The following is a 23,943-nucleotide window of genomic DNA, read 5'->3' on the forward strand; positions in this document are numbered from 1 at the left end:
GGACCCCCGGCCATCTGTCTTCACTTTGCCGTCACACGTAGCGGAACACGCCGATGGCGTAGACCACGGAGATGGCAAGAGCCCACCACAGGTTGGGCCCACCGAGCCCAAGCCATGCAAGATGAATGAACGCTGCGCCGAGCAGCGAAAGGAAAAGCCGGTCACCGCGCGTCGTCTCGAAGCGCAGGATTCCGATCCGCGGATTGCCGCCCGGCACCGCATATTCCCATATCCCCATGCCGATCAGCAGCAATGCGATGACGATGAAGAAAGCGGCCGTCGGCCATGTCCACGCCATCCATGAAAAATCGGGAAGCGAAAAGCTCATCAAACTCTCCCCAGGGCGAAGCCCTTTGCGATGTAATTGCGCACAAACCAGATCACCAGCGCCCCCGGGATAAGGGTCAGAACGCCCGCGGCGGCCAGCAGGCCCCAATCCATGCCGGATGCAGAGACGGTGCGGGTCATGGTGGCGGCGATCGGCTTCGCGTCGGTTGTCGTCAGCGTTCGTGCGATCAGCAACTCGACCCAAGAGAACATGAAGCAGAAGAAGCAGGCGACACCTATGCCGCTCGCAATCAGCGGCGTGAAGATCTTCAGGAAGAACCGCGGGAACGAGTAGCCATCGATATAGGCCGTCTCGTCGATTTCCTTCGGCACGCCGGACATGAAGCCTTCAAGGATCCAGACCGCCAGCGGTACGTTGAAGAGGCAATGCGCCAAGGCCACGGCGATGTGCGTATCGATGAGTCCAAAGGCCGAGTAGAGCTGGAAGAACGGCAGGGCAAAGACTGCTGGCGGCGCCATCCGGTTGGTCAGCAACCAGAAGAACAGATGCTTGTCGCCGAGGAACCGATATCGGGAGAAGGCATAGGCCGCCGGCAGCGCAGCTGCCACCGAGATCACCATGTTCATGACGACATAGCTGATTGAATTGATATAGCCGGAATACCACGCCTTCTCCGTGAAGATCGTCACGTAATTCGCGATCGTCGGGTTATGAGGATAAAGCGTCAGAGAATTGACGATTTCCGCATTGGTCTTGAAGCTCATGTTGACGAGCCAATAGATCGGCAGCAGGAGCACGATGATATAGATCGTCGGAACCAGCCACCACCAGCGCGATTCCTCGCCGCGCCGGCGCATCAGACGGCCGACTTCATCGGCGGAGAGCCCGCTTGCGACACTGGTAACGCCTGGGATGTTTCGGCTCGATGTCGTTTCGTTGGAGACGCTCATTTCAATTCTCCGCGTCGTGGCTGGTCATGACGGTGTAGAACACCCACGAAAGCAGCAGGATGATCAGGAAATAAACCAGCGACATGGCAGCTGCCGGACCGAGATCAAACTGTCCGAGGGCGGTCTTGACCAGATCGATCGACAGGAAAGTGGTCGAGTTGCCCGGACCGCCACCCGTGACGACAAAAGGCTCGGTGTAGATCATGAAACTATCCATGAAACGCAGCAGCACGGCGATCAGAAGAACGCGCTTCATCTTGGGCAGCTGGATATAGCGGAACACTGCCCAACGGGACGCACCGTCGATCTTGGCTGCCTGATAGAAAGCATCTGGAATGGAAACGAGGCCGGCATAGCAGAGCAAGACGACCAGGCTCGTCCAGTGCCAGACATCCATGATGATGATCGTCACCCAGGCGTCGAGCGGATCCTGCACATAGTTGTAATCGATGCCGATGGCGTTGACGTAATAACCGAACAAACCAATGTCGTTGCGGCCGAACACCTGCCAGATCGTGCCGACCACGTTCCATGGGATCAACAGCGGCAGTGCCATCAGAACCAGGCATACCGGCACGCCGATGCCTGATTTCGGCATGTTGAGCGCAATGAAGATACCGAGCGGAATCTCCAGCGCGAGAATGATCAACGAAAAAATCAGGTTTCGCTGCAGGGCGGCCCAGAATCGGTCGGAATGCAGGATTTCGGTAAACCAGTCCGTTCCGTTCCAGAAGAACTGGTTGTTTCCGAAAGTGTCCTGAACGGAATAGTTCACAACCGTCATCAAGGGAATGACAGCCGAGAAAGCCACCAGCACGAGGACCGGCAGAACCAGAAACCAGGCTTTGTTGTTCCAGGTTTTTTCCATGATCAAGCCTCCGGTCCGGCGCGCCAAGAGTCGGCATAGATACTGATAGCTGATGGCTCGAAGGTCACCCGGGGATCGGCCGGAATTTCCTCGTCCTCGGGAATGACGATCGCGATCGGCTGGCCGGCGAACTGCGCGCGGACGATCTTCTGCCGGCCGATATCTTCCACCTTGCTGACCGTCACAGGCATACCCTCACGGCCGACCCGGATAAACTCGGGCCGGATTCCAAGCTCTACCTTGGCCGCTGCCGAAGTCTTTGGCGCATAGCCGAGCGTTAGCGCGTGCTCGCCGACCCGAACCGTACTGCCCTCTACCTTGGCCGGCATGAAGTTCATGCCCGGCGAACCGATGAAGTAGCCGACGAAGGTATGGCTCGGACGCTCGAAGAGTTCGGCCGGCGTGCCGATCTGCACGATCTCGCCATCATACATCACCACGACTTTGTCGGCGAAGGTCAGCGCCTCCGTCTGGTCATGCGTGACATAGACCATGGTAAAACCGAACTGCTTGTGCAGCCGCTTCAGCTGCGATCGCAGCACCCATTTCATATGCGGATCGATAACAGTGAGCGGCTCGTCAAAGAGAATCGCGTTCACATCCGAGCGCACGAGGCCGCGGCCGAGCGAAATCTTCTGCTTTTGGTCCGCCGTCAAGCCGCGCGCGCGCCGCTTGGCCCAGCCGGCAAGATCGATCATCTCGAGGATTTCGCGGACGCGCCGGTCGACATCCGCCTCGGCCACGCCGCGGTTGCGCAGAGGAAAGGCGAGGTTGTCGTAGACCGTCATCGTGTCGTAGATGACCGGGAACTGGAATACTTGCGCGATATTTCGCTGCTGTGTCGGCAGGTTCGTAACATCCTGCCCGTCGAAGAGAATCCGCCCTTCGGACGGCTGAATGAGGCCCGAAATGATATTGAGCAGCGAGGTCTTTCCGCAGCCCGAAGGCCCGAGCAGTGCATAAGCGCCGCCATCGTTCCACTCATGGTGCACTTCCTTGAGAGCGTAGTCCTTCTCGCTCTTCGGGTTCGGCCCATAGGCATGGCGAATATGATCGAGGGTGATACGTGCCATGATCTTCTCCTAGCCCCCTTGCCTGGCGGTGGTGATCGCCCGGCCGTCCGCGCCGAACGCCATCAGGTGGCGCGTATCGATGAAAACGGAGATGTCCGTGTCCGGGTCGATATTGTGGATGCCGTGCGCAAGCATCACCCAGCGGGTGCCGGCAAATTGCAGATGAACAAAACTTTCCGAGCCGGTGATCTCCGAAACCTGTGTTCGCGCCGTCATCCGCGCCGAACCAGCCGTCTGGGCGGTTGGTGCAAGATGATGCGGGTGAAACGCTATGGTTGCCGGCCCGTCCGGCACGTTCTGAAGATGCGGCGGCACGGCAAAAATCACCGCGCCATCGCGCAGGAAATTGCCTTCCGATTTGACCAGATCAATAAAATTCAGCGGCGGATCGGCAAAGGTTTTCGCCGTCGTCAGATCGAGCGGATTGCGATAGACCTCGATCGTCGGGCCGAACTGCGTGATCCGGCCCTCGCTGAGCGCTGCCGTATTGCCGCCCAGCAACAAGGCTTCGGACGGTTCCGTCGTGGCATAGACGAAGATCGCGCCGGACTGCGCGAAGATGCGCGGCAATTCCTGCCGCAGCTCCTCACGCAGCTTGTAGTCGAGGTTGGCAAGCGGCTCGTCCATCAAAACAAGGCTCGCATTCTTCACGAGTGCCCGGGCAAGTGCGGTGCGCTGCTGCTGGCCGCCGGAGAGGTTGAGCGGCGTGCGATCGAGATAAGGCCCGAGTTTCAGAAGTTCGGCAGCCTTGCGCACCTCCAGATCGATGATCTTGGCATCCTTGCCGGCAATCCGCAGCGGCGAGGCAATATTCTCGTAGACCGTCAATGCCGGATAATTGATGAACTGCTGATAGACCATGGCGATGTTGCGCTTCTGGACAGGCATAGCTGTCACGTCAGCACCATCAAAATGGATCGTGCCGGTTGTCGGCCGATCAAGGCCGGCCATCAGACGCATCAACGAGGTCTTGCCCGACAATGTCGGCCCAAGCAGAACGTTTAGCGTTCCTCTTTCAAAAACAAGATCGGTCGGGTGGATATGATAGTCCCCTCCCACCATCTTTGCGGCCTTCCGCAGTTCCAGCATTCCGATTCCCGTGCCTCCACGCATCGGGGACCACATGTTGCCCTTATCCGGCCATCGCCGGCATGGCAGCCATGTACTCCTCCAGTGACTGAGCCTGCTCCCTCGAAAGGCGCAGACCATCCTTTGTTCTCCTCCACAGCACGTCTTCGGCGTGCCGGGCCCATTCCTGTTTGACGAGATAGGTGACCTCGGCCTCGTAGAGGTCGCCGCCGAACAGCCGTCCCAAATCGTCGACGCCGCGGGCTTCGCCGAGCAGCGCCTTGACCCTCGTCCCGTAACGGCGAACCAGCCGGCGGGCATGTTGATCGGCGAGGAACGGATAAAGCCGCTTCAGATCGGCGACCTGCCCCTCGTAACCCCGGACCGGGAAGTCGCCGCCTGGCAGATGGCTCTTGGCCGTCCACGGGGCACCCTTGACGCCGATCGCAGCGCCGATCTTCTCCAGCGCGTGTTCGGAAAGCCGGCGATAGGTGGTGAGCTTGCCGCCGAAGACGTTGAGTAGCGGTGCGCTACTCCCCTCGCCGTCCAGCTTCAACACATAGTCACGCGTCGCCTCCTGCGCCTTCGAGGCACCGTCGTCATAAAGCGGCCTGACTGCGGAATAGGCCCAGACGATATCCTCCGGCCTGACCGGCTCCTTGAAATATTCCGACGCCGCATTGCACAGATAGATGGTCTCTTCCTCGGAGATCCGAACATCCTTGGGATCGGCGGTGTAATCGCGGTCGGTGGTGCCGATCAGCGTAAAGTCGCCCTCGTAAGGAATGGCAAAGATGATGCGGTTGTCGGGATTCTGAAAGAAATAGGCGCGTGGACCGTCAAACTTTTTCTTCACCACGATATGGCTGCCCTGGACAAGGCGGACATGGTGAGCCTCGTTCTGGCCGAAGGCGGAACGGATGACATGGTCGACCCACGGACCGGCAGCATTGACCAGCATGCGGGCCTGATGGTTGTCATTGCGGCCGGTGACCGTATCGGTGGTCTCGATGTGCCAGAGGTCGTTCTCGCGCCTTGCCGACACCACTTTGGTGCGCGGCATGATGGTCGCCCCCTTGTCGGCGGCGTCGCGGGCGTTCAGCACCACCATGCGGGCATCATCGACCCAGCCGTCGGAATATTCGAAGGCCTTGGCGAACAGCGCCTTCAGCGGCTTGCCGGCCGGATCGCGGCGCATGTCGAGCACCGATGTCGCCGGCAACAGCTTACGGCCGCCGAGATGGTCGTAAAGGAAGAGGCCGAGCCGGATCAGCCAGGCCGGCCGGATGCCGCCCTTATGGTAGGGCAGCACGAAACGCAGCGGCCAGATGATGTGCGGCGCCATCGCCCAGAGGATCTCGCGCTCCATCAGCGATTCCCGCACTAGGCGGAACTCATAATGCTCGAGATAACGCAGGCCGCCATGAATGAGCTTGGTGGCGCCAGACGAGGTGCCCGAGGCGAAGTCGTTCATCTCCGCCAGCGCCACGGAATAACCGCGCCCAACAGCATCGCGCGCAATGCCGCAGCCGTTGATGCCGCCCCCGATGACGAATATGTCGTGTATCTCCCGGCCCAATATCCCCTCCGAGCCTGCTGCGGATTTCGCATCGCACAAAACTCACGCAATTGCGAAAGTGAAGTCAGTTAAAACGAAAGAGATACGAATGTCAAACGAATGTTTCGCGGCGGAAATTCAGAACAGTGCCGGCATCATGCTTTAGCGAAACCTGCCGTTCGTTTCGATCAGCTTTACATTGTTTTCGAGGCAGAGATTGCGGATCGACGGCACCGGACAATGGTCGGTGATGAAGGTATGAACTTGGGAAAGTTGGCCGATCCTGACTGGAGCGGTGCGTTCGAACTTCGTCGAATCCGCAACCAGAATGACATGCCGGGCGTTGGCGATGATCGCCTGTGCGACCTTGACTTCGCGAAAATCATAGTCGAGAAGCGCGCCATCCACGTCGATCGCCGAAGCCCCGATCACGGCATAGTCGACCTTGAACTGGCGGATGAAATCGACTGCCGCCTCGCCGACGATCCCGCCATCCGAACCGCGCACCACACCGCCGGCGATCACCACCTCGATTGCGGGCAGCAGACGTAACCTATTGGCAACATTGATATTATTTGTAATCACCATCAGCTCGTGATGCTCGGCGAGCGCCTCGCCCACCGCCTCGGTCGTCGTTCCGATATTGATGAAGAGCGAGGCCCCGCTCGGGATCAGCTCGACCGCGGCCATGCCGATCGCCTGTTTCTCGGACGCGGCGATCTGCCGCCGCGCCTCGTATTTGACGTTCTCGGTCCCGCTCGGGAATGTCGCGCCGCCGTGGATACGCGTCAGCACCTGCGCATCGCAGAGATCGTTCAGGTCCTTGCGGATCGTCTGCGGTGTCACTGAAAAGCGGGAAGCGAGCTCCTCGACCAGGACCCTGCCGCTCGATTTCGCTATCGCCACGATTTCAGTTTGCCGGTCGGTCAAGAACATGAGCACGCACCTTTCGATCTACTTTCGTTTTAAAGAAAGCGAACGCCTGCGCAATGCCTATCTGTCACCTGATCACCTTCCGGGGCGAATTTGCTGCTATCGTTTCCGCATCACATTGACGACGAGCACACCGAGGATCGCCATGACGCCACCGACCGCGCCAAGCGCCGTCGGCGTCTCACCCAGCCAGAGGAAACCGATCAGCGTGGCGACGGGCGGAACGCCATAGAGAAAGTTCGAAGCGCGGGCGGCCGTCAGCCGCTTCAGCGCGATCGCCCAGGTGAGGTAGCCGATCGCAGTCGGGAAGATGACGAGATAGGCAACGCCCCAGTTCACCTCCGCCGGGGCGGCGGCCAGCGCCTGAATCGTCGCCGGTGCGGCCGGAAACAGCGGCACCGAACCGATCAGCAGGATCCAGGCGGTGACGGCAAGCGCCGGCATCCGGCCGAGCAGCGGCTTCTGCAGCACGCTGGCGATCGCCGAGCAAAGTGCTGCGCCGAGGATGAGGACGGCATTCGGATCAAGCTTGAAGCCGCCGTCGGAGGCAACCGCAATCAGCGCCACACCGCCGAAGGATATGGCAGTGCCGGCCCAGCCCCAGCGGCCGAAGCGCTCGCCGAGCGCGAACGTGGCGATGAGGGCGGTGAAGACGGGCATGGTGTTGATGATGAAGCTCGCCGGCCCTGCCGCAACCGTCTGCTCACCGGTGTTCAACAGAACCGCATAAGCGGCGATGAAGAGCACCGCAGCGATGGAAAGGCGGACGAAATCGCGTTTTTCCGGCAACGGCCGGTAGATCACGAGGTAGACCAGAGCGATGGCGCCGGCTGCCACATACCGCGCGGTCGCCAGTTCGATCGGCGTCAGTGGTCCGAGACAGATGCGGATCACCACGAAAGAGGACGCCCAGAAGAGGATTGTGACGAGGATCGCGCCGAAGGCGACCAGATCGAACCCGCCCTGCTGTTTCGTCGAAATCGGTGTGCTTGCCGCCATGCTCATTTTCGCCTCCATTTGTTCTTCGACAATGGATTAGGCCTTCGATGCGTGCTTGAAAAGCATCGCAATCGATGATCAAATGTGTCTATGGTTCACAGCTCGCCCGTGCTTCCGCCGCTCGATACGCTCGAGACCTTTGCCCGCGCCGCCCGGCTTGGATCGTTTTCGGCCGCGGCCGAGGAAAGCGGCATCACGCATGGCGCGGTGTCGCGGCAGGTCTCGCGCCTCGAGCGCTGGATGGGGGTGCGGCTGTTTGCCCGCGAAGCCAGAGGCGTGCGGCTGACGCCGGAGGGCATGCGGTTTTTCGCGCGGGCGGAGGAAGCGCTTGCACTGCTCGGCAATAGCGGCGAACGCTGGCTGCCTCGCCGCAATAGGGCGGTGGTGCGCCTTTCGGTGACGCCCTCGGTCGCCTCGTTGTGGCTGTTTCAGCGTCTGCCGAAGCTCGAAGGAAACGAGCTGCATGTCGAGTTGACGCTCGAACACCGGCTGGCGGATTTCGGCGAAGGCACGGACCTTGCCATCCGCTGCGGCAAAGGGCCGTGGGCCGGCGTGCGCGCCCTGTCGCTCTGGCAGGAGAAGTCGTATCCGATCGCCGCCCCGGCCCTGGCAGACCGGCTCGGCCAGCGCTCCGATGCTGTTTCGCTGCTCGACCTGCCGATCCTGCACGACTCCAATATCGAAGGCTGGCGTCGCTGGCTTGCGCGCGAGGGCGTCGACTACACGCCACGCGGCCACGACCGTCGCTTCGAGGATTACAATCTCGTCGTCGATGCCTGTGTACAAGGGCTCGGCATCGCTCTCGCCCGGCCGCCGCTGTCGGATGCCGCGCTTGCGGCCGGGCGCGTCGTCGCCGTGTCGGAGCGGACGCTCGACAATCATGTGGCCTTCCACCTTATTCGACCGGACGATGCGCTCAGAAGCCCCGCCATCGAATTCGCCAGTCGCTTCCTACGCGAGGCAGGCCATGACGAGGCGACGATCGCCGCTTTTATCGCACCCGGCCGGGCGAAAGCGTAGGCGGAAGGTCGGTGGCGACGTTCGCTGCACCGATTGAGGAGATTAGTAATGGCAACGGTGGTGCTGTTTCATTCGGTTTATGGACTCCGGTCACTCGAGCGCGATGCAGCAGAGCGTCTGCGGGCGGCTGGGCATCAGGTGTTTACGCCGGATCTCTCTATGCGGGCAAGGTCGCGCGATCGATCGATGAGGGCATTGAACTGAAGGAGGCGATCGGGTGGTCCACTCTTTGCCAACGCGCGGAAAAGGCGGTCGCCCCGCTGCCTGGCTCCGCCGTGCTCGGCGGATTTTCGATGGGTGCTGGCGTCTCCGCACATCTTTGGCCGAAGCGGCCGCAGATGGTAGGCTTGCTGCTGCTTCAAGGCCTCGCTGAAATTCCGGACAACGCGCGCCGGGGCCTTCCCGTCCAGATCCATCTTGCCGATCCGGATCGATTCGCGCCCAGGGAAGAGGTTGAAACCTGGCAAGCGGCAGCGGCCCGGTCGAGCATCGCCGCGGAGATCTTCAAATATTCCGGCGCCGGTCATCTCTACACCGATCCGACGCTGCCGGATCACGATGCAGCTACGGCCGAACTGACATGGAGCCGCGTCATCGGCTTCCTCGCTGCACTGTAGTAGCCGCCAGGCCGTTACTCCGCCGGAAACTGCAGGCGCATTTCCTTCGCCAGTTCAAACCCGGCGGCCCGGTAAACGGGCTCACCGGCATCCGAGGCGTGGATGACGGCCGTCGTGCAGCCGATAGACTTCAGATAATCAATAGCCTTGTTGGTCAGCGCCAACGCGATGCCGCGCCGGCGGAAGGCGTCGGCGACATAGACAGACCAGATGTAGCCATGCAGTCGCTGTTCCGGCTGGATGATCTCCGGAAATGGTGATTGGTGCATCTGGCACGACGCGGAACCGGCGATTTCACCGTCGACGATAGCAAGGAACGAAGTCAGACGCCGCTCCTCGCGTCCGCTTCTGATGAAAGACAAGATCCGCGCCGCCGCATCGGGCCTGTAGTGTTCCGGCGGCGTGCCATAGCTGTCCCAGATCTTCAGATGGTGCCCCACCAGGATCTCATCCTCGTCGGGCGTTGCCGTTCGAATATCCATCATGTCGTGATCCGGCCGGGGGCATATCGGCGCGTAAAATCGCCCTTCAAAGGGGTGGCGCCCTGCCGCATCGCGGGGCGCCCAAAGGCATATCAGTTCGCGGCTGTCAGCGTCATCGACGCACTGCCGGCCGCAACGTTGAGGCCAAGCTGGCCGGTCAGGCTGACCGTCTGCAGATGGATCGAGCCAGAGGTTCCGCCAATCAGGAGATTGGCGCCGACACCGGCCCCGAGCGTCGCTTCGGCGGTAGCGCCGACATAGAGGCCGGCGAGCGATCCGCGGTGATAACCGGCGGTCGGCGCGAACACGGCCCAGATCAGGCGGCTGCGGGTGGTAAAGCCGAGGTCGATGCCGAGCTTTCTCATCTCGCCAGTATAACGATCCGACAGCTCGTTGCCGACGGTTGACTGGAAGATGCAATCGGCTTCCTTGGATGAACCGAGCACATAACCTGTACCGCCACCGATATCGCAGGTGAGGTAACCGATCTTGACACCATTGCGCAGGTCCGGCTCTTCATACGTCCTGGTTACGAGGTCGGCGGCATTGACCGCCCCAGCGCCGGCCAGCGTCAACGATACCGCGGCAAGTGCCTTCGCAAAAATTTTGTCCATAAGTCTCTCCTTCTCAAATCGTGACGAGCATACCCGGCTACTCGCCACCAGATTCGGCAATAGATAACGGACGGAACTGCAAAACGATCCCGATCCGGTACCATCTTCACGTCGCCTGTCAGAGCGCAGAAGATGCGCAAGCGACAAACACGCTTACGGTTCAGCTCCCATTGGGACATTTCGAAGGCACTAATTCGCGCCATCCGGTTATTTCATGATGTTGTCAGGAATGGTTGCCGGAAAGGCACGATCCTGATCGCCGTCGACTTTCTGCGGACGGTATCGATTCATTTTGGCCGACCCGAACCACGACGACCGGATCGGCCGAAGCGAAACGTCAAAGCGGATGGGTCGATACAGAAAAACCCGGCGATGTGTTCGCCGGGTTTTTATATTTGTTCTATTCGCGCTATACTCTTCGCATAAAGCGCATGACGAGCGACACGACGAACAACACCAGGAAAATGAAGAACAGAACCTGGGCAATGGAAGCTGAAGCTCCTGCTATACCGCCAAATCCGAGGACGCCGGCAATCAAGGCCACAACGAGAAACACCAGAGCGTAATAAAGCATCGCAATCTCCTTTTACGTTGCTGCGGAGATAACGGAGGCCGCCCCATTTGGTTCCCTGCCCGTCTCACGGCCGGCACATGCGACGTCGCATCGGATTTGTTCAGCCGAAATGAAAAGCGCCGCTGACCATCCGGTCGCCTTCATTCGGCTCGGGAGGCTCGGCCGCATCGAGATAGGCCTTGAGCGGCCCGGTCAGCACGAACCAGATGCTTGCTCCCAGCATGAAATAGGCTCCCACCGGATCGTCGATGCGGGCGATGAAGGGAAGGCAGGCGGAGGCGAACAGGACGATGATCCGCACCGACCACTCCGCCTCACGTTTGGCGATGGCGCGCGCTCGCAGCGACTTGTATTGCCGGGCGCCATAACCTCCTCCCGTCGCTTTCAGCGCCGAAAGCAGTTTTCGTGCTGATGGCAGCGCCAGCATGAGCAGCGCGGCGACACTGAGCGCGAAAGGTTTGCCAGTCATGACCTGCCCGCTGGCGATCAGGAGAAAGGAGAGCACGACGAGATTCCATGTCGGCTCCAACAGCTCCGGCGGTTGCCGCGTGCGGAGATGCCAAGTGCGCAGCAAGCCCGCCGCGCCGTGCAGTAGCGGCTGATCGATATAGCGATTGATCCAGTCCATGCCGATGCTCGTCCCCGATTGCATGAAGAGGGCTCCGAACACCACGGAATTTGGTCATCATCGTGGCAATACCTGCCGAATCACGCCCGTCGCGTGAAGGAAGCGGCCTGCCAAGGCTTTAGTTGCAACGTTAGCGCAGTTCCTGCGCGACCTCCCAGACATGGCCGGACGGATCGGCAAAGGCCGCCGTACGGCGGCCCCATGGACGATCGATCGGACCATTGAGCAGCATGATCCCGAGTTTGCGCAGGTCCGCGCAGACCCCGTCGACATCATCGACCTTGATCGTCAGCAAGACGCGACTGCCCGAACCGGATGCCGCCACCGGTGACGGATCGACCAGCTGCGGCGCTTCCGTACCCTTGAGAAGGTTGACCATCGTCCCCGAAAATTTCAGCACCGAGCAGACAGCGTCCTGATAGACGACATCGGCGGCAAAGACCTTTTGGTAGAATGCCCTCGCCGCGTCAATATCGTCGACGAACAGGGTGATGACCTCGATCCTATCCAACCTCATGGGCATTTCTCCTCCGTTGCTTCGATCGTCCACCGATATCGATGGCCGGCTTTCTGCTGGTCGCTTCGAGCCTGCCGGTTTCGACATGCCGGGAAAAATAATCGTCAGCTCCTGAGACCCGGCGCCTCGTGGCCGGTGCGCGCCACATATTCCGTGTAGCCGCCGCCATATTGATGCACGCCGTCCGGCGTCAGCTCCAGCACCCGGTTGGAGAGTGCCGCCAGGAAATGCCGGTCGTGCGAGACGAACAGCATGGTGCCCTCATATTGCGACAGCGCCTTGATCAGCATCTCCTTGGTGTCGAGGTCGAGATGGTTCGTCGGCTCGTCAAGCACGAGCAGATTCGGCGGGTCGAACAGCATAATGGCCATGACCAGCCGCGCCTTCTCGCCGCCGGACAATACACGGCAGCGCTTCTCGACATCGTCGCCGGAGAAGCCGAAACATCCGGCGAGCGCCCGCAAAGGCCCCTGCCCCGCCTGTGGGAACCGGTCTTCCAGCGACTGGAAGACGGTGTGCTCGCCGTCGAGAATATCCATGGCGTGCTGGGCGAAATATCCCATCTTGACGCTGGCGCCGAGAGCGACGCTGCCTTCATCGGGCTCGGCGGTCCCCGTCACCAGCTTCAGCAGTGTCGACTTGCCGGCGCCGTTGATGCCCATGATGCACCAGCGTTCCCGGCGCCGCACCATGAAATCCAGTCCTTCATAGATGCTTCGACTGCCGTATTTCTTGTGCACGTTCTTGAGGTTGATCACATCTTCGCCGGATCGCGGCGCCGGCTGAAACTCGAAGGAGACCACCTGACGGCGCTTGGGCGGCTCCACCCGGTCGATCTTTTCCAGCTTCTTGACGCGGCTCTGCACCTGCGAGGCATGCGAGGCGCGCGCCTTGAACCGCTCGATGAACTTGATTTCCTTGGCGAGCATCGCCTGCTGGCGTTCGAATTGGGCCTGCTGCTGCTTTTCGTTCTGCGCCCGCTGCTGCTCGTAGAATTCGTAATCACCCGAATAGGTCGTCAGCGTGCCGCCATCGATCTCGATGATCTTAGTGATGATCCGGTTCATGAACTCGCGGTCATGCGAGGTCATCAGCAGAGCGCCCTCGTAGCCTTTCAGGAACTCCTCCAGCCAGATCAGGCTTTCGAGATCCAGATGGTTGCTCGGCTCGTCGAGCAGCATGACATCGGGACGCATGAGCAGGATGCGAGCGAGCGCCACGCGCATCTTCCAACCGCCCGACAGGGCGCCGACATCGCCGTCCATCATCTCCTGGCTGAAGCTCAGGCCGGCGAGCACTTCGCGGGCGCGTCCTTCGAGCGCATAACCGTCCAGTTCCTCGTAGCGCGCCTGCACCTCGCCGTAGCGCTCGATGATCTTGTCCATGTCGTCGGCCTGCTCGGGATCGGCCATGGCCGCCTCAAGCTCACGCAATTCGCCGGCAACGAGGCTGACCGGGCCGGCGCCGTTCATCACCTCGGCGACGGCACTGTGGCCCGCCATCTCGCCGACGTCCTGGTTGAAGTAGCCGATGGTGACGCCCTTTTCACAGGAGACCTGCCCTTCGTCTGGCTGCTCCTCACCGTTGATCATCCGGAAGATCGTCGTCTTGCCGGCGCCGTTCGGGCCGACGAGACCAATCTTCTCGCCTTTGTTGAGAGCTGCAGACGCCTCGATGAAGAGAATCCGGTGGCTGAGTTGTTTGCTGATATTTTCGATACGAATCATGATTTGCGCGGGACCCGGGAAAAGATTTTGGCGCCCTTATGCCACGCATGGAAATGACAGGATAGGCCCGTTTCCAACCCTCTCGATCTCCTGAGGATGCCGAAACCTGTAAGCGGTTTTCGGACGACCTCGTGCTCGCTGCTTTAATTTAGAACCGGATTGGATAGTATCGAGGCTCGCGCCAAGGAGAGGCCGTGCCAATGAGCGTCCGCCCGCCGCAGTCCCTCAGACAATCGCAGCAGAATACAAACGGCTTCAACGTCCTCGAATACGAGCTGATGTCGGAACGCGCCGATGCGCTCGGGCGCCACGGGCAGAAGGTGGAGGCAGCACTCGCCGCGCTGAGGGCTTGGACTACCAACCACAGAGTGACGAGGAACGCGAGAGACTTCTCAATGCAGCGTCCGACGCCGTCTGGGCCTTCTTCATCCAGCGTGAGATCTGCGGGCTGCGGAACAACCGCGACGCCATTCAGCGTTATGGCATCCCGAACGAAGTGATCGCCAGATTGGGCGCCGTGCCAAAATAACACGTAGCGACGGTGGGAGCGGCTCCCTTACCTATTGAGTGGAAATCAGCGGCCCAGAAAGATATGGCTTGATGCCGAACCATGGCGAAAGGGAATTGCGATGCCAAGCTCGATCCGGATTGGAAACCAGCATCTCACCGTCGACGTCTCCTCCCTCGGCGCCGAGATGCAGGCGCTCACCACCAGAAACGGACGCTCATGGCTGTGGACGGGCGACCCAGCCTTCTGGACCGGGCGGTCGCCGATCCTTTTTCCGATCGTCGGCAAGGCGCCGGAGGACAAGATAGCAATCGACGGCACGATCTATCCGATGGCCCAGCATGGTTTTGCCCGCCGCAGCGAATTCGCGCTTGCGGCATCCACCGCGACGATGTGCCGATACGAACTGGTCGCCTCGGCGGCCACCCGGGCGGCTTATCCATTCGATTTTCAGCTGGCGGTGGAGCATGCGGTTGAGGGCCGCGCGCTGACGGTGGCGGCAGAAGTCACCAACCGCGATCAGAAGGCGATGCCGTTCGGGCTCGGATTCCATTCGGCCTTTGCCTGGCCGCTGCCGGGTGCCGCCGGGCACGCCCATGTCGTTACGCTCGACAATAAGGGCGAGCCGCCGCTTGTGCGGCTGCAGGGTGGCCTCATCAATCCTGCGACGCTGCCCTCGCCGTTCGATACCGGTCGGTTGGTGCTCGATCACGCCATGTTCGACCAGGATGCGATGATCTTTCCGCAAGGGGCAGGCGAAGGCTTAACTTATGGCGCCGAAAATGGGCCGACCATGCAATTCCGGTTCGAAAATCTGCCCAATCTTGCCCTGTGGACCAAACCGGGCGCTCCCTTCCTCTGCATCGAGCCCTGGCACGGAACGGCCGCGGAGGCTGGACGTTCGAGCGAGCTTTCGAAGCGGCCCTACACGACTATCCTGGCACCGGGCGCGGTCGCTCGCTTCGCCTTTACCGTCGAGATTTTACAATAGAAAGCCGCGCGCCCGACGGGGGCGCACGAAGGAGGCTTTTACAGCCGTCGCAGGGGCGTTGTCAGTGAGCGCCCGCGCCACCCCCAGCCCGCGGCTTTTGGGTGAGCAGCAGGGCGACGGCAGCAATTGCAAGAACCACGCCGATGACAGCGAAAGTGTCGGCGAAGCCCAGGATGAGGGCCTGACGCCTGACGATCTGCCCGAGAACGACAACGGCCTTCTGCCCGGCGATAGCTGGGTCGGAAATGCCGTGCTGCATGAAATAGCCGGTCGTTTGCGCAAGCCGGTCGCGTACTTCATCACGGGAGAGCGTGACCGACTGGCCGATGATATTCGAGTGGAACTGCTCGCGTTTGGTCAGCACCGTGCCGAGCGTTGCCGTGCCGACGGCGCCCCCGAGATTGCGCAGCATGTTGGTCAGGCCCGAAGCAGCGGCCGCGTCAGCGGCTGCGATGCCGGCGGTAGTAATGGCGGTGATCGGCGTCAGCACCAGCGCCTGGCCGATGGCGCGGACGATGTTCGGGATCCAGAACTGGTCGCCGGCGGTATTTGCCGAAAGCGTGATGTTCATGAAGCAGCTGATCGCGAAGATCGAGATGCCGAGGAAGCCGATGTAACGCGCATCGAAGCGCTTCATCATCATCGGAACAAGCGGGATCAGCAGCAGTTGCGGCAAACCGGTCCAAGCCAGCACCATGCCGATCTGCTCGGCATTGTAGTGCTGAACCTGGCCGAGATATTGCGGCAGGATATAGACGGTGCCGAAGAGGGCGACGCCAACCAGCACGTTGACGGCAACACCGATGCCGAAATTTCGCTGCGTCAGCAGGCTGAGCTTGACCAGCGGCTTCTTCACGGTGAGCTCGATCCAGATGAAGCCGGCGAGAAAGACGAAGGCGAGGATGCTGAGCTTGACGATGAAGGGCGAGGAAAACCAGTCCTCCTTGTTGCCTTCCTCGAGAACCGTCTGCAGCGCTGACAAACCGATCGCCATGGTGAAAATTCCCGCCCAATCGCCTTCCCTGAGCAGGCGGAGCTGCATCGGCTGCTTGTCGAGCGTCAGAGCGAGCGCTACGGCCATGATGGCGCTCGGGATGGCGTTGATGAAGAAGATGGTCTGCCAGCCATAGTTTTCGGTGAGGTAACCGCCGATGGTCGGACCGATCGCCGGCGCGAAGGTGACCGAGAGCGCAAAGATCGCAAGGCCGAGCGGCTGCTGCGGTTTTGGCAGCTTGGTCAGCACCATGGTGAAGGCCATCGGGATCAGCACACCACCGGCAAAACCCTGCAGGCCGCGCAGCAGGATCATCGTCCCGAGATCATGGGCGAAGGCGCAGGCGATCGAAAACAGCGGAAACAGGATAGAATTAACGAGGATATAGCGGCGGAATGAAAAGACGCTGCTGAAATAGGCCGTCAGCGGAATGACGACGATTTCGCCGATCAGATATGAGGTTGAGATCCAGGCACCGTTGTCGACGCCCGTTCCGATACCGCCCTCGATATCGAGGAGGGAGGCGTTGGTGATCTGGATGTTGAGGATCGCCATGAAAGCGCCGATCATCCCGGCGAGAACGGCGATCCATTCCCGGGTGCTGGCCCGGGGCTGCGATGTGGCGACGGCTGTTGCTGCGATGGTGGACATGACACGATCTCCTGATCCCGGCGCCTATTTGCGGTCGGCATCGGCGATGGTGTCGATGCTCGGTTGAACCGACATGCCCGGACGCAGGTCGCCATCGGCGGCTTCGTCATCAAGCACGATCTTGACCGGAATGCGCTGAACGACCTTGGTGAAATTTCCCGTTGCATTGTCGGGAGGCAGCAGGGCAAATTCCTGGCCGCTTGCCGGAGCAAGGCTGTCGACGTGGCCGTGATAGATGCGGCCTGGAAAGGTATCGACCTCGATATTGACCGGCTGGCCAGCCCGAACATCGGTGAGCTGCGTCTCCTTATAGTTGGCAATCACATAGACCTCGCTCGTCGGCACGACCGACATCAGCTGGGTGCCGGCCTGGACATACTGGCCAACACGCAGTGTGCGGTTGCCGACGGTGCCGTCGACAGGTGCGGCAATGGTTGCATAGGAGAGGTTCAGCTCAGCCTGATGCTGGATTGCCCGGTCATGGGCAATCGTCGCCCTCGCCTGGGCGAGTTCGGCATTCAGGAGATCGACCTGCTTGACGGCGGCATCGAGCGTGGCGTTGTCGCGAACGTTGGTTGCCTGGGCTGCAGCGATGGCAGAGGCCGCCTGCTGCGCCGTCTGGACCGGAGCATAACCGTTGGTCGCGAGATTGGCATAGCGCTTGTTGTTTTGTTCGGCAAAGGTCTCATTGGCCTTGTCGACTTCGACCGTGGCGCGGGCGGCGGCAATCGTAGAGCGCTGAATATCAAGCGACGCCTGTTTGGCGTCGAGCACCGCCTCAGCCGCAGCGACATCGGCCTCGGCCTGATCGAGGGCGGCGCGGAAATCGCGATCGTCGATGCGGGCAAGCGGCTGGCCGGCCTCGACCATCTGGTTATCGCTGACCAGCACTTCTGCGATATAGCCCGACACTTTCGGGGCGACGGTGGTATTGTCAGCCTTCACATAGGCATCGTCGGTCGAGACTTCGAAACGGCCGATGGTCCAGTAGTTGTGGCCGTAATAGCCGGCAGCGGCAATCAGCACGAGCGCCGTTGCACCGAGCAACAATCCGCGACCGCCGCGTTTGCGAACGGGAGGCTCCGAAACGAGGGCAGGTTCGACGATGCGCGGCGAATTGCCGGCATCAAGGGTTGCGGGTGCGGCTTCCGCAGTGGTTTCTGGCACAGGTGCGTTGTTGTTAAGGGCCTGCAGCGTTTTGATGGACATGTCTCTCTCCTGGGAGTGGTCGCTGTCGCTATAGGCCGCGGCCTTTGAATTCCGGTGGCATACGTTTTGGAAACTTGATGTTTTCCAAAATATGTATTAGAAAACGGATGTCAACGATAATTTGGAAAATTGTGATGGTCCAAAATCACGAAATCGAGAAGAGGTCGCGAGGCCGGCCGCAAGTGCGTTGTGACGACGATACGAGAAGCGTCATCATCGAGGCGGCCAACAGGCAGTTCCACGAGAGCGGCTATGCGGCCGCAAGCATCGCTGCGATCGCACAAGAGGCGGGGGTTTCGACCAAGACGCTCTATCGCCTGTTTCCGACGAAGGCAGACCTCTTTTCCGAGATGGTCACGGAGCGCACGGGGCGCTTTCTCATGTCGCTTGACCCGGGCACCCTCGCCGTGGCCGATCTCAGACAGGGACTTGAACGCATGCTGATGGCCTATGGCATGCTGACGCTCTCGCTGGATACGATCACCGTCACCCGGCTCGTCATCAGCGAGTCCGACCGTTTTCCCGAGATCGCCAATACCTTCTATGAGAAAGCCATCGTCAGGACCAATACGCTGATGGAGGACTGGCTGCGTAAGCAGATCGACCGCGGCCTGATTGCGCTTGACGAGCCGCACGCCGCCTGCGGCATGCTGCGCGGCATGATGATCATGGAGCCGCAGCGCGCCGCAATGCTGCGCCAGGAACCACCGCCGAAAATCGAGGCGATTGAGGCTCGGGCGAAGATGTGCGCCGATCTTTTTTTGAAGGGTTGCGCGCTCTGAAGCGTTGCTCAAGCTTCAGAGCGCGATGATTTCTGCTGAAAGGCGCAGCACTGCAAACCGCGGAACGCCCTCAGTTCGGCGGCGCGTCGAGCGCATGCAGGATGCCGCGAAGTTCTGCAAGGCCGCGCATGCGGCCGATGGCGGGGTAGCCAGGTGTGACGATCTTGTCGAGATCGTCGAGCATGCGGTGACCATGGTCTGAGCGAAAGACGATCGTGTCCTGCGCGCTGCGGCGCCGATCTTCCGCAACCAGTTCCCTGAGCACGGCGACCATGTCGACGTCGCCTTCCAAATGGGCGCTTTCATGGAAGGTCCGGCCGTCGCCTTCGCGGCTCGTGGCGCGCAGATGGGCAAAGTGAATGCGCGACGCGAAACGCCGGGCGATCGCAGGCAGGTCGTTTTCGGCGCGCACGCCGAGGCTGCCGGTGCAATAACACATGCCGTTGGCTGGCGACGGCACCGCATCAAAGAGCGCGGCATAGTCATCGGCCGTCGAGGCGATGCGCGGCAGGCCGAACAGCGAACGCGGCGGATCATCGGGGTGCAGCGTCAGCTTGACGCCGCGCTCCTCGGCCGCCGGCGTCACCGCCTCCAGGAATTCGATCAGATGCCGGCGCAGCCGCGCGGCATCGATACCGCTATAGGCGACCAGCTTTTCCCGGAATGCCGGAATGGTCAGAGGCTCGGTGGTCGAACCCGGCAGAGCCGAGGTGATGATGCGGGTGATGTCGGCGATCTCGTCCTCCGACATGGCTTCGAAGACGATACGCGCCCGTTCGCGGTCATCGCCGGAATAGTGCTGCGCCGCATCCGGCCGTTCGAGAATGAAGAGATCGAAGGCTGCGAAACGTTCGTGATCGAACCGCATGGCGGTGGCGCCCGTCGGCGTCACGAAATCGAGCTCGGTGCGGGTCCAGTCGACCACCGGCATGAAATTGTAGCAGACGATCGGAATGCCACAGGCGGCGACCGCTTCGAGGCTGGCGATCCACGCCTCGATTTCGGCCGTCGCCTCCCCGCCCTTGCGCTTGACGGCGTCGGGAATCGGAATGCTCTCGACCACCGACCAGGCGAGCGGCGAACGGTCGCCAGGCGTGGTCTCGATCAGAGACTGGCGCTCGCGCACTTCCTTTTCCGTCCACGCTCTGCCAATCGGCACCTGATGGAGCGAAGAGACGATGTTGGTCGCACCCGTCTGGCGGACATCATCCAGCGTCACCGGCGCTTCCGGCCCGAACCATCTCCAACCCTGCCGCATCCTTGTTCCTTCCCTTGCCTTTTCATTTCGTGTCTTAGTCTGCCATCAGCAGAAATAATCGGGGTAACGCGAGCGCAGCTCGTCGACGTCGGGAATGACGGCGCTCAGGTGATGGATCATCGCGTGCCGTGCAGCCGTCGCATCATGGGCGGCGAGCGCATCGCGAATGATCATATGTTCGTGCACCACAGTGTCCATCCGCCCGAGCACCGGCAGCGTCAGCCGCCGAGCCCGGTCGATCTGCACCTTGACCGTTTTCAGGATCGCCCAGATTCCGGGATAACCCGCTGTCTGTGCGATCGCCTCGTGAAAGGTCTCGTCTTCCTCATGGAAACTCGAGGCATTGCCTGTTGCGGCATGCGACCGCTGCCGGGCGATGATGGCATCGAGACGGCCAATGTCGGCAGCGGTGGCGAGGAGAGCAGCAGTCTCGACGGTCGTGCCTTCGAGCGCCTTGCGCACGACGACCGCCTCGGGAATCGCAGAAACCGGCACGCGCGACACGACGGTGCCCGACTGTGGGTAAATGTCGACCAGCCCGCCTTCGGAAAGCCTGAGTAGCGCCTCACGCACCGGCGTGCGGCTGACGCCGAAATCGTCGGCGATGCGCTTTTCCTGCAGCAACATGCCAGGCGGCATCCGCAGCGACACGATATTGGCATGCAGGCGCTCATAAATGGCGCCGGCGGTGGTGATCCGCCGCAGCCTGCCGACAATCTGCGGCGGGGCGACCAAAACTTCAATTGCTGATGCCTGCCGCATAACGATACCAAAACGGAGAGATTTTGGCATACTAGTATATCAATTATCTCACCTTGCCAACTCGTGTTGCCATGCGGGACGGCATGACGTCCATCCGGAGGATGGCCGGCAGCCGTGCAGGATGCCGGACCTCCGTACCAAGGTACCCATTGTTTGGAACTTAGATCGGGCGAGCTGGTTGAGATACTCAAGGAGACGCTCATGAAAAACCCGGCACGACGCAAGACAAGCGAAGCCCCGGCCGACGGCCGGCCGGAATTTCCATCCGCCGCGGACAGCCGCGGAAAGAAAACGGCTCGGCGAGCCGTAAACGACATCGGTAGGCAGACCGGCGGGTCGCCGGCAGCCAGCCGCGAAGAGGAGATCCGCAAAAGGGCATATTCGCTCTGGGAAAAGGACGGTAGGCCAGAAGGCCAGCACCGGCATCACTGGACCTTGGCTGAGCATGAACTCGACGCACCGGGCGAAATCAACAATCCTCCAAATCTCGCGGCACTGCGAGAGGCCTCGCGCCAACATACCGATACATTCCTCGTCAGAACCGATCTCGAAGATGCCGATCAGCGCGAAGCCTCCCCCGGCACGCGTGAGCAGAGTTGAACTTCAGCCTATAGCCAATCTTAGGAAGGTGCCGACATGGCCGACAAACAAAACTTGAACGCCGGATTCACCGGAATACCCGCCGAGCAACCGGAGGGATTGACCAAAGTTGCGAGGTCGGCGGCCAATGGGGTGACACGAGAGGTCTACGCCGTCGCCTCCGGCGTTAGGGATCACCCGCACACCGCAAGCGCATTATTGCTCGGCACCGGCATTCTGGCCTTCGGCCTCGGCTACCTCTTCGGTCGATCATCGACCGAAAGTATGACACGTCGATATTGGCGATAGCGGAGACGTTCAATGAAGCGGCTCGCGGGATGGAAGATCCGGAGCGCCCGGTCGCCCACCAGCCACATCTTTTGCCCGTCGGACATGATGCTAGAATAGGATGTCGCCCGAAGACCGCTGACTTTCGGCACCCTTGCACGATCGGCGGCGAAGTCCCGTCAGCTGGGTCGTTTCGAAGCGACCTGTCGCGTCATCTGCGTTAATGCTTCGCAGCCCGCCCGGGCGTGACGTCGCCCTCGGCGATCCCATTTGCGAAAAATACCGGTCGACGATCAAACTTCGAACCGAACCTGCACCTCACGTGTCTACTGCTGAAGCCGACCTTATGTCGCATCCCGTCATTTCGTACGCCCACGTTCGTCCACAGATGCTGTTGCTGGAATACCACGAGGCTTAAAGCCTTAGATTGCATCTAATCGCCCCGCTTGACAGGCGTGATCACGATCCTTAGCGAAACGGCATCAGCATGGTCAGGATCGGCAAGTGAAATACCTCAGACAACTGAAGATAGCAGTGCTCTATCCAGAAAATGGGGCGGGAAGCGCACGTGATCGGAACAACCGCATTGCGGTCTTTTTCTTTGCAATCCTTCCCGGACTTTCGCCGAACTTTAACTTGTTCATCCTTCTCGCATCAATGGTGTGGGGCCTCTGCTGTCTGGCGACGGGCAGCCTGGCCTTGAACCTGTCGAAATCCGACCGGCTGGTTGCCATTGGCATGTCGATCTACCCGCTGGTGATGATCGCGAGCATATTCATCAATCCACCTTACTCCGAAGAACTGGACTGGATATTCCGGCTGCTGCCTTTCTTTTCGGTCTGGCTGTTATTGCCGCGAATGCGCCAGTCTCCCGATGGCCGCCTCGTGCCGCTGTTTATTCTCAGCGCAGGTATCGGCATGATCGTTACCTTTCTCTTCAGTCTGCTGCAGATCATGTTTCTGATGGAGAGGGCGGAGGCTGGGACATCGAATGCTGCACTGCTGGGCATCATAGGCGTTCTTTTCGGCGGCATAGCGCTTCTTAACGTTCAATCCCCGAAAAGCGTGGAGCAAAGAATTGCGATCTTGGGGTATGCCGCCGGTCTAGGCTGCGTACTGCTTTCGGGAACGCGCTCGGCCTGGCTCGTCATTCCCGTTCATATCGTCATTTTTCTCTGGTATTTCCGCAAACACAGTTTCCATCTGAGCTTGCGCAGTCTCGCCATCACCGGCTCTGTGCTGTTTGCGGGACTTATCGCTTTGGGCAGTGGCCAAATCCTCCATCGCATCGAGGCGCTGCAGGAGAATATGGCATCGCTCGACCGCAGCGACGGCGAGGTCACGTCGCTCAGTGCACGGTTCGCTCTTTATAAAGGGGCAGTATCAGCAATCAGTAAGGACCCGCTGACCGGCTATGGCCCGCAAAATCGGATGGCTTCGGTGTTGGCGGAGCTGCCCGACAGCTTAAGGCCGCAGCTGACCTATTCGCATGTTCACAACGGTTTTCTCACGGCGGGAATCGACGCCGGTATTTTCGGCATCGCAGCGCTTTCGCTGATGCTCGCGACGCCCGTAATTGGCGCGTGGAGAAAGGAAGCTGGGCCGGGCCGGGATCTGGCCATTGCGCTCGCTCTGCTGCTCGTCAGCAGCTACGTCATAACAGGCAGCTTTGGCATCATGTTCAATCAGAAGGCCTTGGATCCGATCTTCGCCTATCTGGTCGCTCTTATTTGCGTGGATCGCGGCAGCACAGGCTTTGCGCCCGTCGTTCGCAACTGACGTCTGGCACCTAGAGTATGATGCCGAAAAGTGTGACCGGTTTTCCGACGAGATCCCGCTCTATTTAATTTAGAGCAGGATGATTGACGGCTAAGGCGGCCGTATTGGTTTCGGCGCCGGTGAAAGCGAGATCCGAGACCTCGCCCGTTGACGAATAGCCGGAAACAAGCTCAGCCAATGTCGCTCGGGCAGCGATCATATCATTCCGATCCAATGCCGCATTGA

The 23,943-nt window shown here is 60.5% G+C and carries 23 protein-coding genes and 3 pseudogenes; 8 read left to right on the forward strand and 18 right to left on the reverse strand.

The window, feature by feature from the left end; genetic code table 11:
- Positions 1-31 precede the first annotated feature (31 nt).
- From HJB89_RS19495 to HJB89_RS19530, 8 genes are all read right to left on the reverse strand, one after another.
- Positions 32-328, reverse strand: a complete 297-nt coding sequence (locus HJB89_RS19495; RefSeq protein ID WP_164011166.1) for a DUF2160 domain-containing protein — start codon at positions 326-328, stop codon at positions 32-34.
- A complete protein-coding gene (locus HJB89_RS19500; protein ID WP_207585823.1) occupies positions 328-1,239 on the reverse strand; it encodes a carbohydrate ABC transporter permease in 912 nt (303 codons plus the stop codon). The genes HJB89_RS19495 and HJB89_RS19500 overlap by 1 nt, the downstream gene beginning before the upstream one ends.
- A 1-nt stretch (position 1,240) precedes the next feature.
- Complete coding sequence (locus HJB89_RS19505; RefSeq protein WP_007637179.1) at positions 1,241-2,107, reverse strand: carbohydrate ABC transporter permease; 867 nt, start codon at positions 2,105-2,107, stop codon at positions 1,241-1,243.
- 2 nt (positions 2,108-2,109) lie between these two features.
- Positions 2,110-3,180: an ABC transporter ATP-binding protein gene (locus HJB89_RS19510; RefSeq protein ID WP_207585824.1), complete on the reverse strand. Its 1,071-nt coding sequence runs from the start codon at positions 3,178-3,180 to the stop codon at positions 2,110-2,112.
- 9 nt (positions 3,181-3,189) lie between these two features.
- Positions 3,190-4,269, reverse strand: a complete 1,080-nt coding sequence (locus HJB89_RS19515) for an ABC transporter ATP-binding protein (RefSeq protein ID WP_207585825.1) — start codon at positions 4,267-4,269, stop codon at positions 3,190-3,192.
- Between the two features lie 43 nt (positions 4,270-4,312).
- On the reverse strand, positions 4,313-5,827 hold the full coding sequence (gene glpD, locus HJB89_RS19520; RefSeq protein WP_221116235.1) for a glycerol-3-phosphate dehydrogenase: 1,515 nt from the start codon (positions 5,825-5,827) through the stop codon (positions 4,313-4,315).
- 141 nt (positions 5,828-5,968) lie between these two features.
- Positions 5,969-6,742, reverse strand: coding sequence for a DeoR/GlpR family DNA-binding transcription regulator (locus HJB89_RS19525; RefSeq protein ID WP_207585826.1), 774 nt, complete (start codon positions 6,740-6,742; stop codon positions 5,969-5,971).
- A 96-nt stretch (positions 6,743-6,838) separates the two neighbouring features.
- Positions 6,839-7,756, reverse strand: coding sequence for a DMT family transporter (locus tag HJB89_RS19530; protein ID WP_221116234.1), 918 nt, complete (start codon positions 7,754-7,756; stop codon positions 6,839-6,841).
- Positions 7,757-7,828: 72 nt separating this feature from the next.
- Here HJB89_RS19530 and HJB89_RS19535 point away from each other — a divergent pair, with 72 nt between their 5' ends.
- Together HJB89_RS19535 and HJB89_RS19540 are read left to right on the forward strand one after the other, a co-directional pair.
- Positions 7,829-8,758, forward strand: a complete 930-nt coding sequence (locus HJB89_RS19535; RefSeq protein ID WP_207585828.1) for a LysR family transcriptional regulator — start codon at positions 7,829-7,831, stop codon at positions 8,756-8,758.
- Positions 8,759-8,806: 48 nt separating this feature from the next.
- Positions 8,807-9,375: pseudogene (locus HJB89_RS19540) on the forward strand (dienelactone hydrolase family protein).
- Positions 9,376-9,389: 14 nt separating this feature from the next.
- Here the strand turns inward: HJB89_RS19540 and HJB89_RS19545 are convergent.
- The 6 genes and pseudogenes from HJB89_RS19545 to HJB89_RS19570 all read right to left on the reverse strand — a co-directional run bounded on the left by HJB89_RS19545 (position 9,390) and on the right by HJB89_RS19570 (position 13,917).
- On the reverse strand, positions 9,390-9,857 hold the full coding sequence (locus HJB89_RS19545) for a GNAT family N-acetyltransferase (RefSeq protein ID WP_207585920.1): 468 nt from the start codon (positions 9,855-9,857) through the stop codon (positions 9,390-9,392).
- 92 nt (positions 9,858-9,949) lie between these two features.
- Positions 9,950-10,471 (reverse strand): DUF992 domain-containing protein, encoded by a 522-nt coding sequence (locus tag HJB89_RS19550; protein WP_221131145.1) that lies wholly within the window; start codon positions 10,469-10,471, stop codon positions 9,950-9,952.
- 409 nt (positions 10,472-10,880) lie between these two features.
- Positions 10,881-11,045 (reverse strand): DUF1328 domain-containing protein, encoded by a 165-nt coding sequence (locus tag HJB89_RS19555; protein WP_003571841.1) that lies wholly within the window; start codon positions 11,043-11,045, stop codon positions 10,881-10,883.
- Between the two features lie 100 nt (positions 11,046-11,145).
- Positions 11,146-11,734, reverse strand: a pseudogene (locus HJB89_RS19560) (hypothetical protein).
- Between the two features lie 69 nt (positions 11,735-11,803).
- Positions 11,804-12,196, reverse strand: coding sequence for a VOC family protein (locus HJB89_RS19565; protein WP_221131146.1), 393 nt, complete (start codon positions 12,194-12,196; stop codon positions 11,804-11,806).
- A gap of 98 nt (positions 12,197-12,294) precedes the next feature.
- Positions 12,295-13,917, reverse strand: a complete 1,623-nt coding sequence (locus HJB89_RS19570) for an ABC-F family ATP-binding cassette domain-containing protein (RefSeq protein WP_221141303.1) — start codon at positions 13,915-13,917, stop codon at positions 12,295-12,297.
- A 200-nt stretch (positions 13,918-14,117) separates the two neighbouring features.
- Between HJB89_RS19570 and HJB89_RS19575 the strand changes: the two are divergent.
- Both HJB89_RS19575 and HJB89_RS19580 read left to right on the forward strand, forming a co-directional pair.
- Positions 14,118-14,446 (forward strand): annotated as a pseudogene (locus tag HJB89_RS19575) (DUF6665 family protein).
- A 100-nt stretch (positions 14,447-14,546) separates the two neighbouring features.
- Positions 14,547-15,416 (forward strand): aldose 1-epimerase family protein, encoded by an 870-nt coding sequence (locus HJB89_RS19580; RefSeq protein WP_207585833.1) that lies wholly within the window; start codon positions 14,547-14,549, stop codon positions 15,414-15,416.
- A 61-nt stretch (positions 15,417-15,477) separates the two neighbouring features.
- Here HJB89_RS19580 and HJB89_RS19585 read toward each other — a convergent pair whose 3' ends face one another.
- Both HJB89_RS19585 and HJB89_RS19590 read right to left on the reverse strand, forming a co-directional pair.
- The gene (locus tag HJB89_RS19585) at positions 15,478-17,061 is read right to left on the reverse strand and encodes a DHA2 family efflux MFS transporter permease subunit (protein ID WP_221150414.1); all 1,584 of its coding nucleotides are present in this window, start codon (positions 17,059-17,061) and stop codon (positions 15,478-15,480) included.
- Between the two features lie 24 nt (positions 17,062-17,085).
- Positions 17,086-18,270 carry an HlyD family secretion protein gene (locus tag HJB89_RS19590; protein ID WP_207585835.1) on the reverse strand — a complete coding sequence of 395 codons (1,185 nt, stop codon included), beginning with the start codon at positions 18,268-18,270 and terminating at the stop codon, positions 17,086-17,088.
- A gap of 134 nt (positions 18,271-18,404) precedes the next feature.
- On the opposite strand from HJB89_RS19590, the gene HJB89_RS19595 reads away from it, so the two are divergent.
- On the forward strand, positions 18,405-19,052 hold the full coding sequence (locus HJB89_RS19595; protein WP_221116230.1) for a TetR/AcrR family transcriptional regulator: 648 nt from the start codon (positions 18,405-18,407) through the stop codon (positions 19,050-19,052).
- A gap of 70 nt (positions 19,053-19,122) precedes the next feature.
- Here the strand turns inward: HJB89_RS19595 and uxuA are convergent, their stop codons facing one another.
- On the reverse strand, positions 19,123-20,310 hold the full coding sequence (uxuA, locus tag HJB89_RS19600; protein WP_221150415.1) for a mannonate dehydratase: 1,188 nt from the start codon (positions 20,308-20,310) through the stop codon (positions 19,123-19,125).
- A 45-nt stretch (positions 20,311-20,355) separates the two neighbouring features.
- Positions 20,356-21,072 (reverse strand): GntR family transcriptional regulator, encoded by a 717-nt coding sequence (locus tag HJB89_RS19605; RefSeq protein WP_221116228.1) that lies wholly within the window; start codon positions 21,070-21,072, stop codon positions 20,356-20,358.
- Positions 21,073-21,273: 201 nt separating this feature from the next.
- Here HJB89_RS19605 and HJB89_RS19610 point away from each other — a divergent pair, with 201 nt between their 5' ends.
- The 3 genes from HJB89_RS19610 to HJB89_RS19620 all read left to right on the forward strand — a co-directional run bounded on the left by HJB89_RS19610 (position 21,274) and on the right by HJB89_RS19620 (position 23,718).
- Positions 21,274-21,672: a DUF2934 domain-containing protein gene (locus tag HJB89_RS19610; RefSeq protein ID WP_221116227.1), complete on the forward strand. Its 399-nt coding sequence runs from the start codon at positions 21,274-21,276 to the stop codon at positions 21,670-21,672.
- Positions 21,673-21,708: 36 nt separating this feature from the next.
- A complete protein-coding gene (locus HJB89_RS19615; RefSeq protein ID WP_207585839.1) occupies positions 21,709-21,960 on the forward strand; it encodes a hypothetical protein in 252 nt (83 codons plus the stop codon).
- 483 nt (positions 21,961-22,443) lie between these two features.
- Positions 22,444-23,718: an O-antigen ligase gene (locus HJB89_RS19620; RefSeq protein WP_207585840.1), complete on the forward strand. Its 1,275-nt coding sequence runs from the start codon at positions 22,444-22,446 to the stop codon at positions 23,716-23,718.
- Positions 23,719-23,943: the final 225 nt, after the last annotated feature.

The organism is Rhizobium sp. NZLR8, from assembly GCF_019685025.1.
Taxonomy (GTDB): domain Bacteria; phylum Pseudomonadota; class Alphaproteobacteria; order Rhizobiales; family Rhizobiaceae; genus Rhizobium.

Excerpts from the sequence above, each read along its gene's own strand:
- HJB89_RS19495 (WP_164011166.1), bottom strand. The coding sequence starts at position 328 with ATGAGCTTTTCGCTTCCCGATTTTTCATGGATGGCGTGGACATGGCCG.
- HJB89_RS19510 (WP_207585824.1), bottom strand. The coding sequence starts at position 3,180 with ATGGCACGTATCACCCTCGATCATATTCGCCATGCCTATGGGCCGAAC.
- HJB89_RS19555 (WP_003571841.1), bottom strand. The coding sequence starts at position 11,045 with ATGCTTTATTACGCTCTGGTGTTTCTCGTTGTGGCCTTGATTGCCGGC.
- HJB89_RS19570 (WP_221141303.1), bottom strand. The coding sequence starts at position 13,917 with ATGATTCGTATCGAAAATATCAGCAAACAACTCAGCCACCGGATTCTC.
- uxuA (WP_221150415.1), bottom strand. The coding sequence starts at position 20,310 with ATGCGGCAGGGTTGGAGATGGTTCGGGCCGGAAGCGCCGGTGACGCTG.
- HJB89_RS19615 (WP_207585839.1), top strand. The coding sequence starts at position 21,709 with ATGGCCGACAAACAAAACTTGAACGCCGGATTCACCGGAATACCCGCC.
- HJB89_RS19525 (WP_207585826.1), bottom strand. The coding sequence starts at position 6,742 with ATGTTCTTGACCGACCGGCAAACTGAAATCGTGGCGATAGCGAAATCG.
- HJB89_RS19565 (WP_221131146.1), bottom strand. The coding sequence starts at position 12,196 with ATGCCCATGAGGTTGGATAGGATCGAGGTCATCACCCTGTTCGTCGAC.
- HJB89_RS19545 (WP_207585920.1), bottom strand. The coding sequence starts at position 9,857 with ATGGATATTCGAACGGCAACGCCCGACGAGGATGAGATCCTGGTGGGG.
- HJB89_RS19580 (WP_207585833.1), top strand. The coding sequence starts at position 14,547 with ATGCCAAGCTCGATCCGGATTGGAAACCAGCATCTCACCGTCGACGTC.
- HJB89_RS19605 (WP_221116228.1), bottom strand. The coding sequence starts at position 21,072 with ATGCGGCAGGCATCAGCAATTGAAGTTTTGGTCGCCCCGCCGCAGATT.
- HJB89_RS19550 (WP_221131145.1), bottom strand. The coding sequence starts at position 10,471 with ATGGACAAAATTTTTGCGAAGGCACTTGCCGCGGTATCGTTGACGCTG.
- HJB89_RS19500 (WP_207585823.1), bottom strand. The coding sequence starts at position 1,239 with ATGAGCGTCTCCAACGAAACGACATCGAGCCGAAACATCCCAGGCGTT.
- HJB89_RS19590 (WP_207585835.1), bottom strand. The coding sequence starts at position 18,270 with ATGTCCATCAAAACGCTGCAGGCCCTTAACAACAACGCACCTGTGCCA.
- HJB89_RS19585 (WP_221150414.1), bottom strand. The coding sequence starts at position 17,061 with ATGTCCACCATCGCAGCAACAGCCGTCGCCACATCGCAGCCCCGGGCC.
- HJB89_RS19530 (WP_221116234.1), bottom strand. The coding sequence starts at position 7,756 with ATGGAGGCGAAAATGAGCATGGCGGCAAGCACACCGATTTCGACGAAA.
- HJB89_RS19515 (WP_207585825.1), bottom strand. The coding sequence starts at position 4,269 with ATGCTGGAACTGCGGAAGGCCGCAAAGATGGTGGGAGGGGACTATCAT.
- HJB89_RS19505 (WP_007637179.1), bottom strand. The coding sequence starts at position 2,107 with ATGGAAAAAACCTGGAACAACAAAGCCTGGTTTCTGGTTCTGCCGGTC.
- HJB89_RS19610 (WP_221116227.1), top strand. The coding sequence starts at position 21,274 with ATGAAAAACCCGGCACGACGCAAGACAAGCGAAGCCCCGGCCGACGGC.
- HJB89_RS19535 (WP_207585828.1), top strand. The coding sequence starts at position 7,829 with ATGGTTCACAGCTCGCCCGTGCTTCCGCCGCTCGATACGCTCGAGACC.
- HJB89_RS19595 (WP_221116230.1), top strand. The coding sequence starts at position 18,405 with ATGGTCCAAAATCACGAAATCGAGAAGAGGTCGCGAGGCCGGCCGCAA.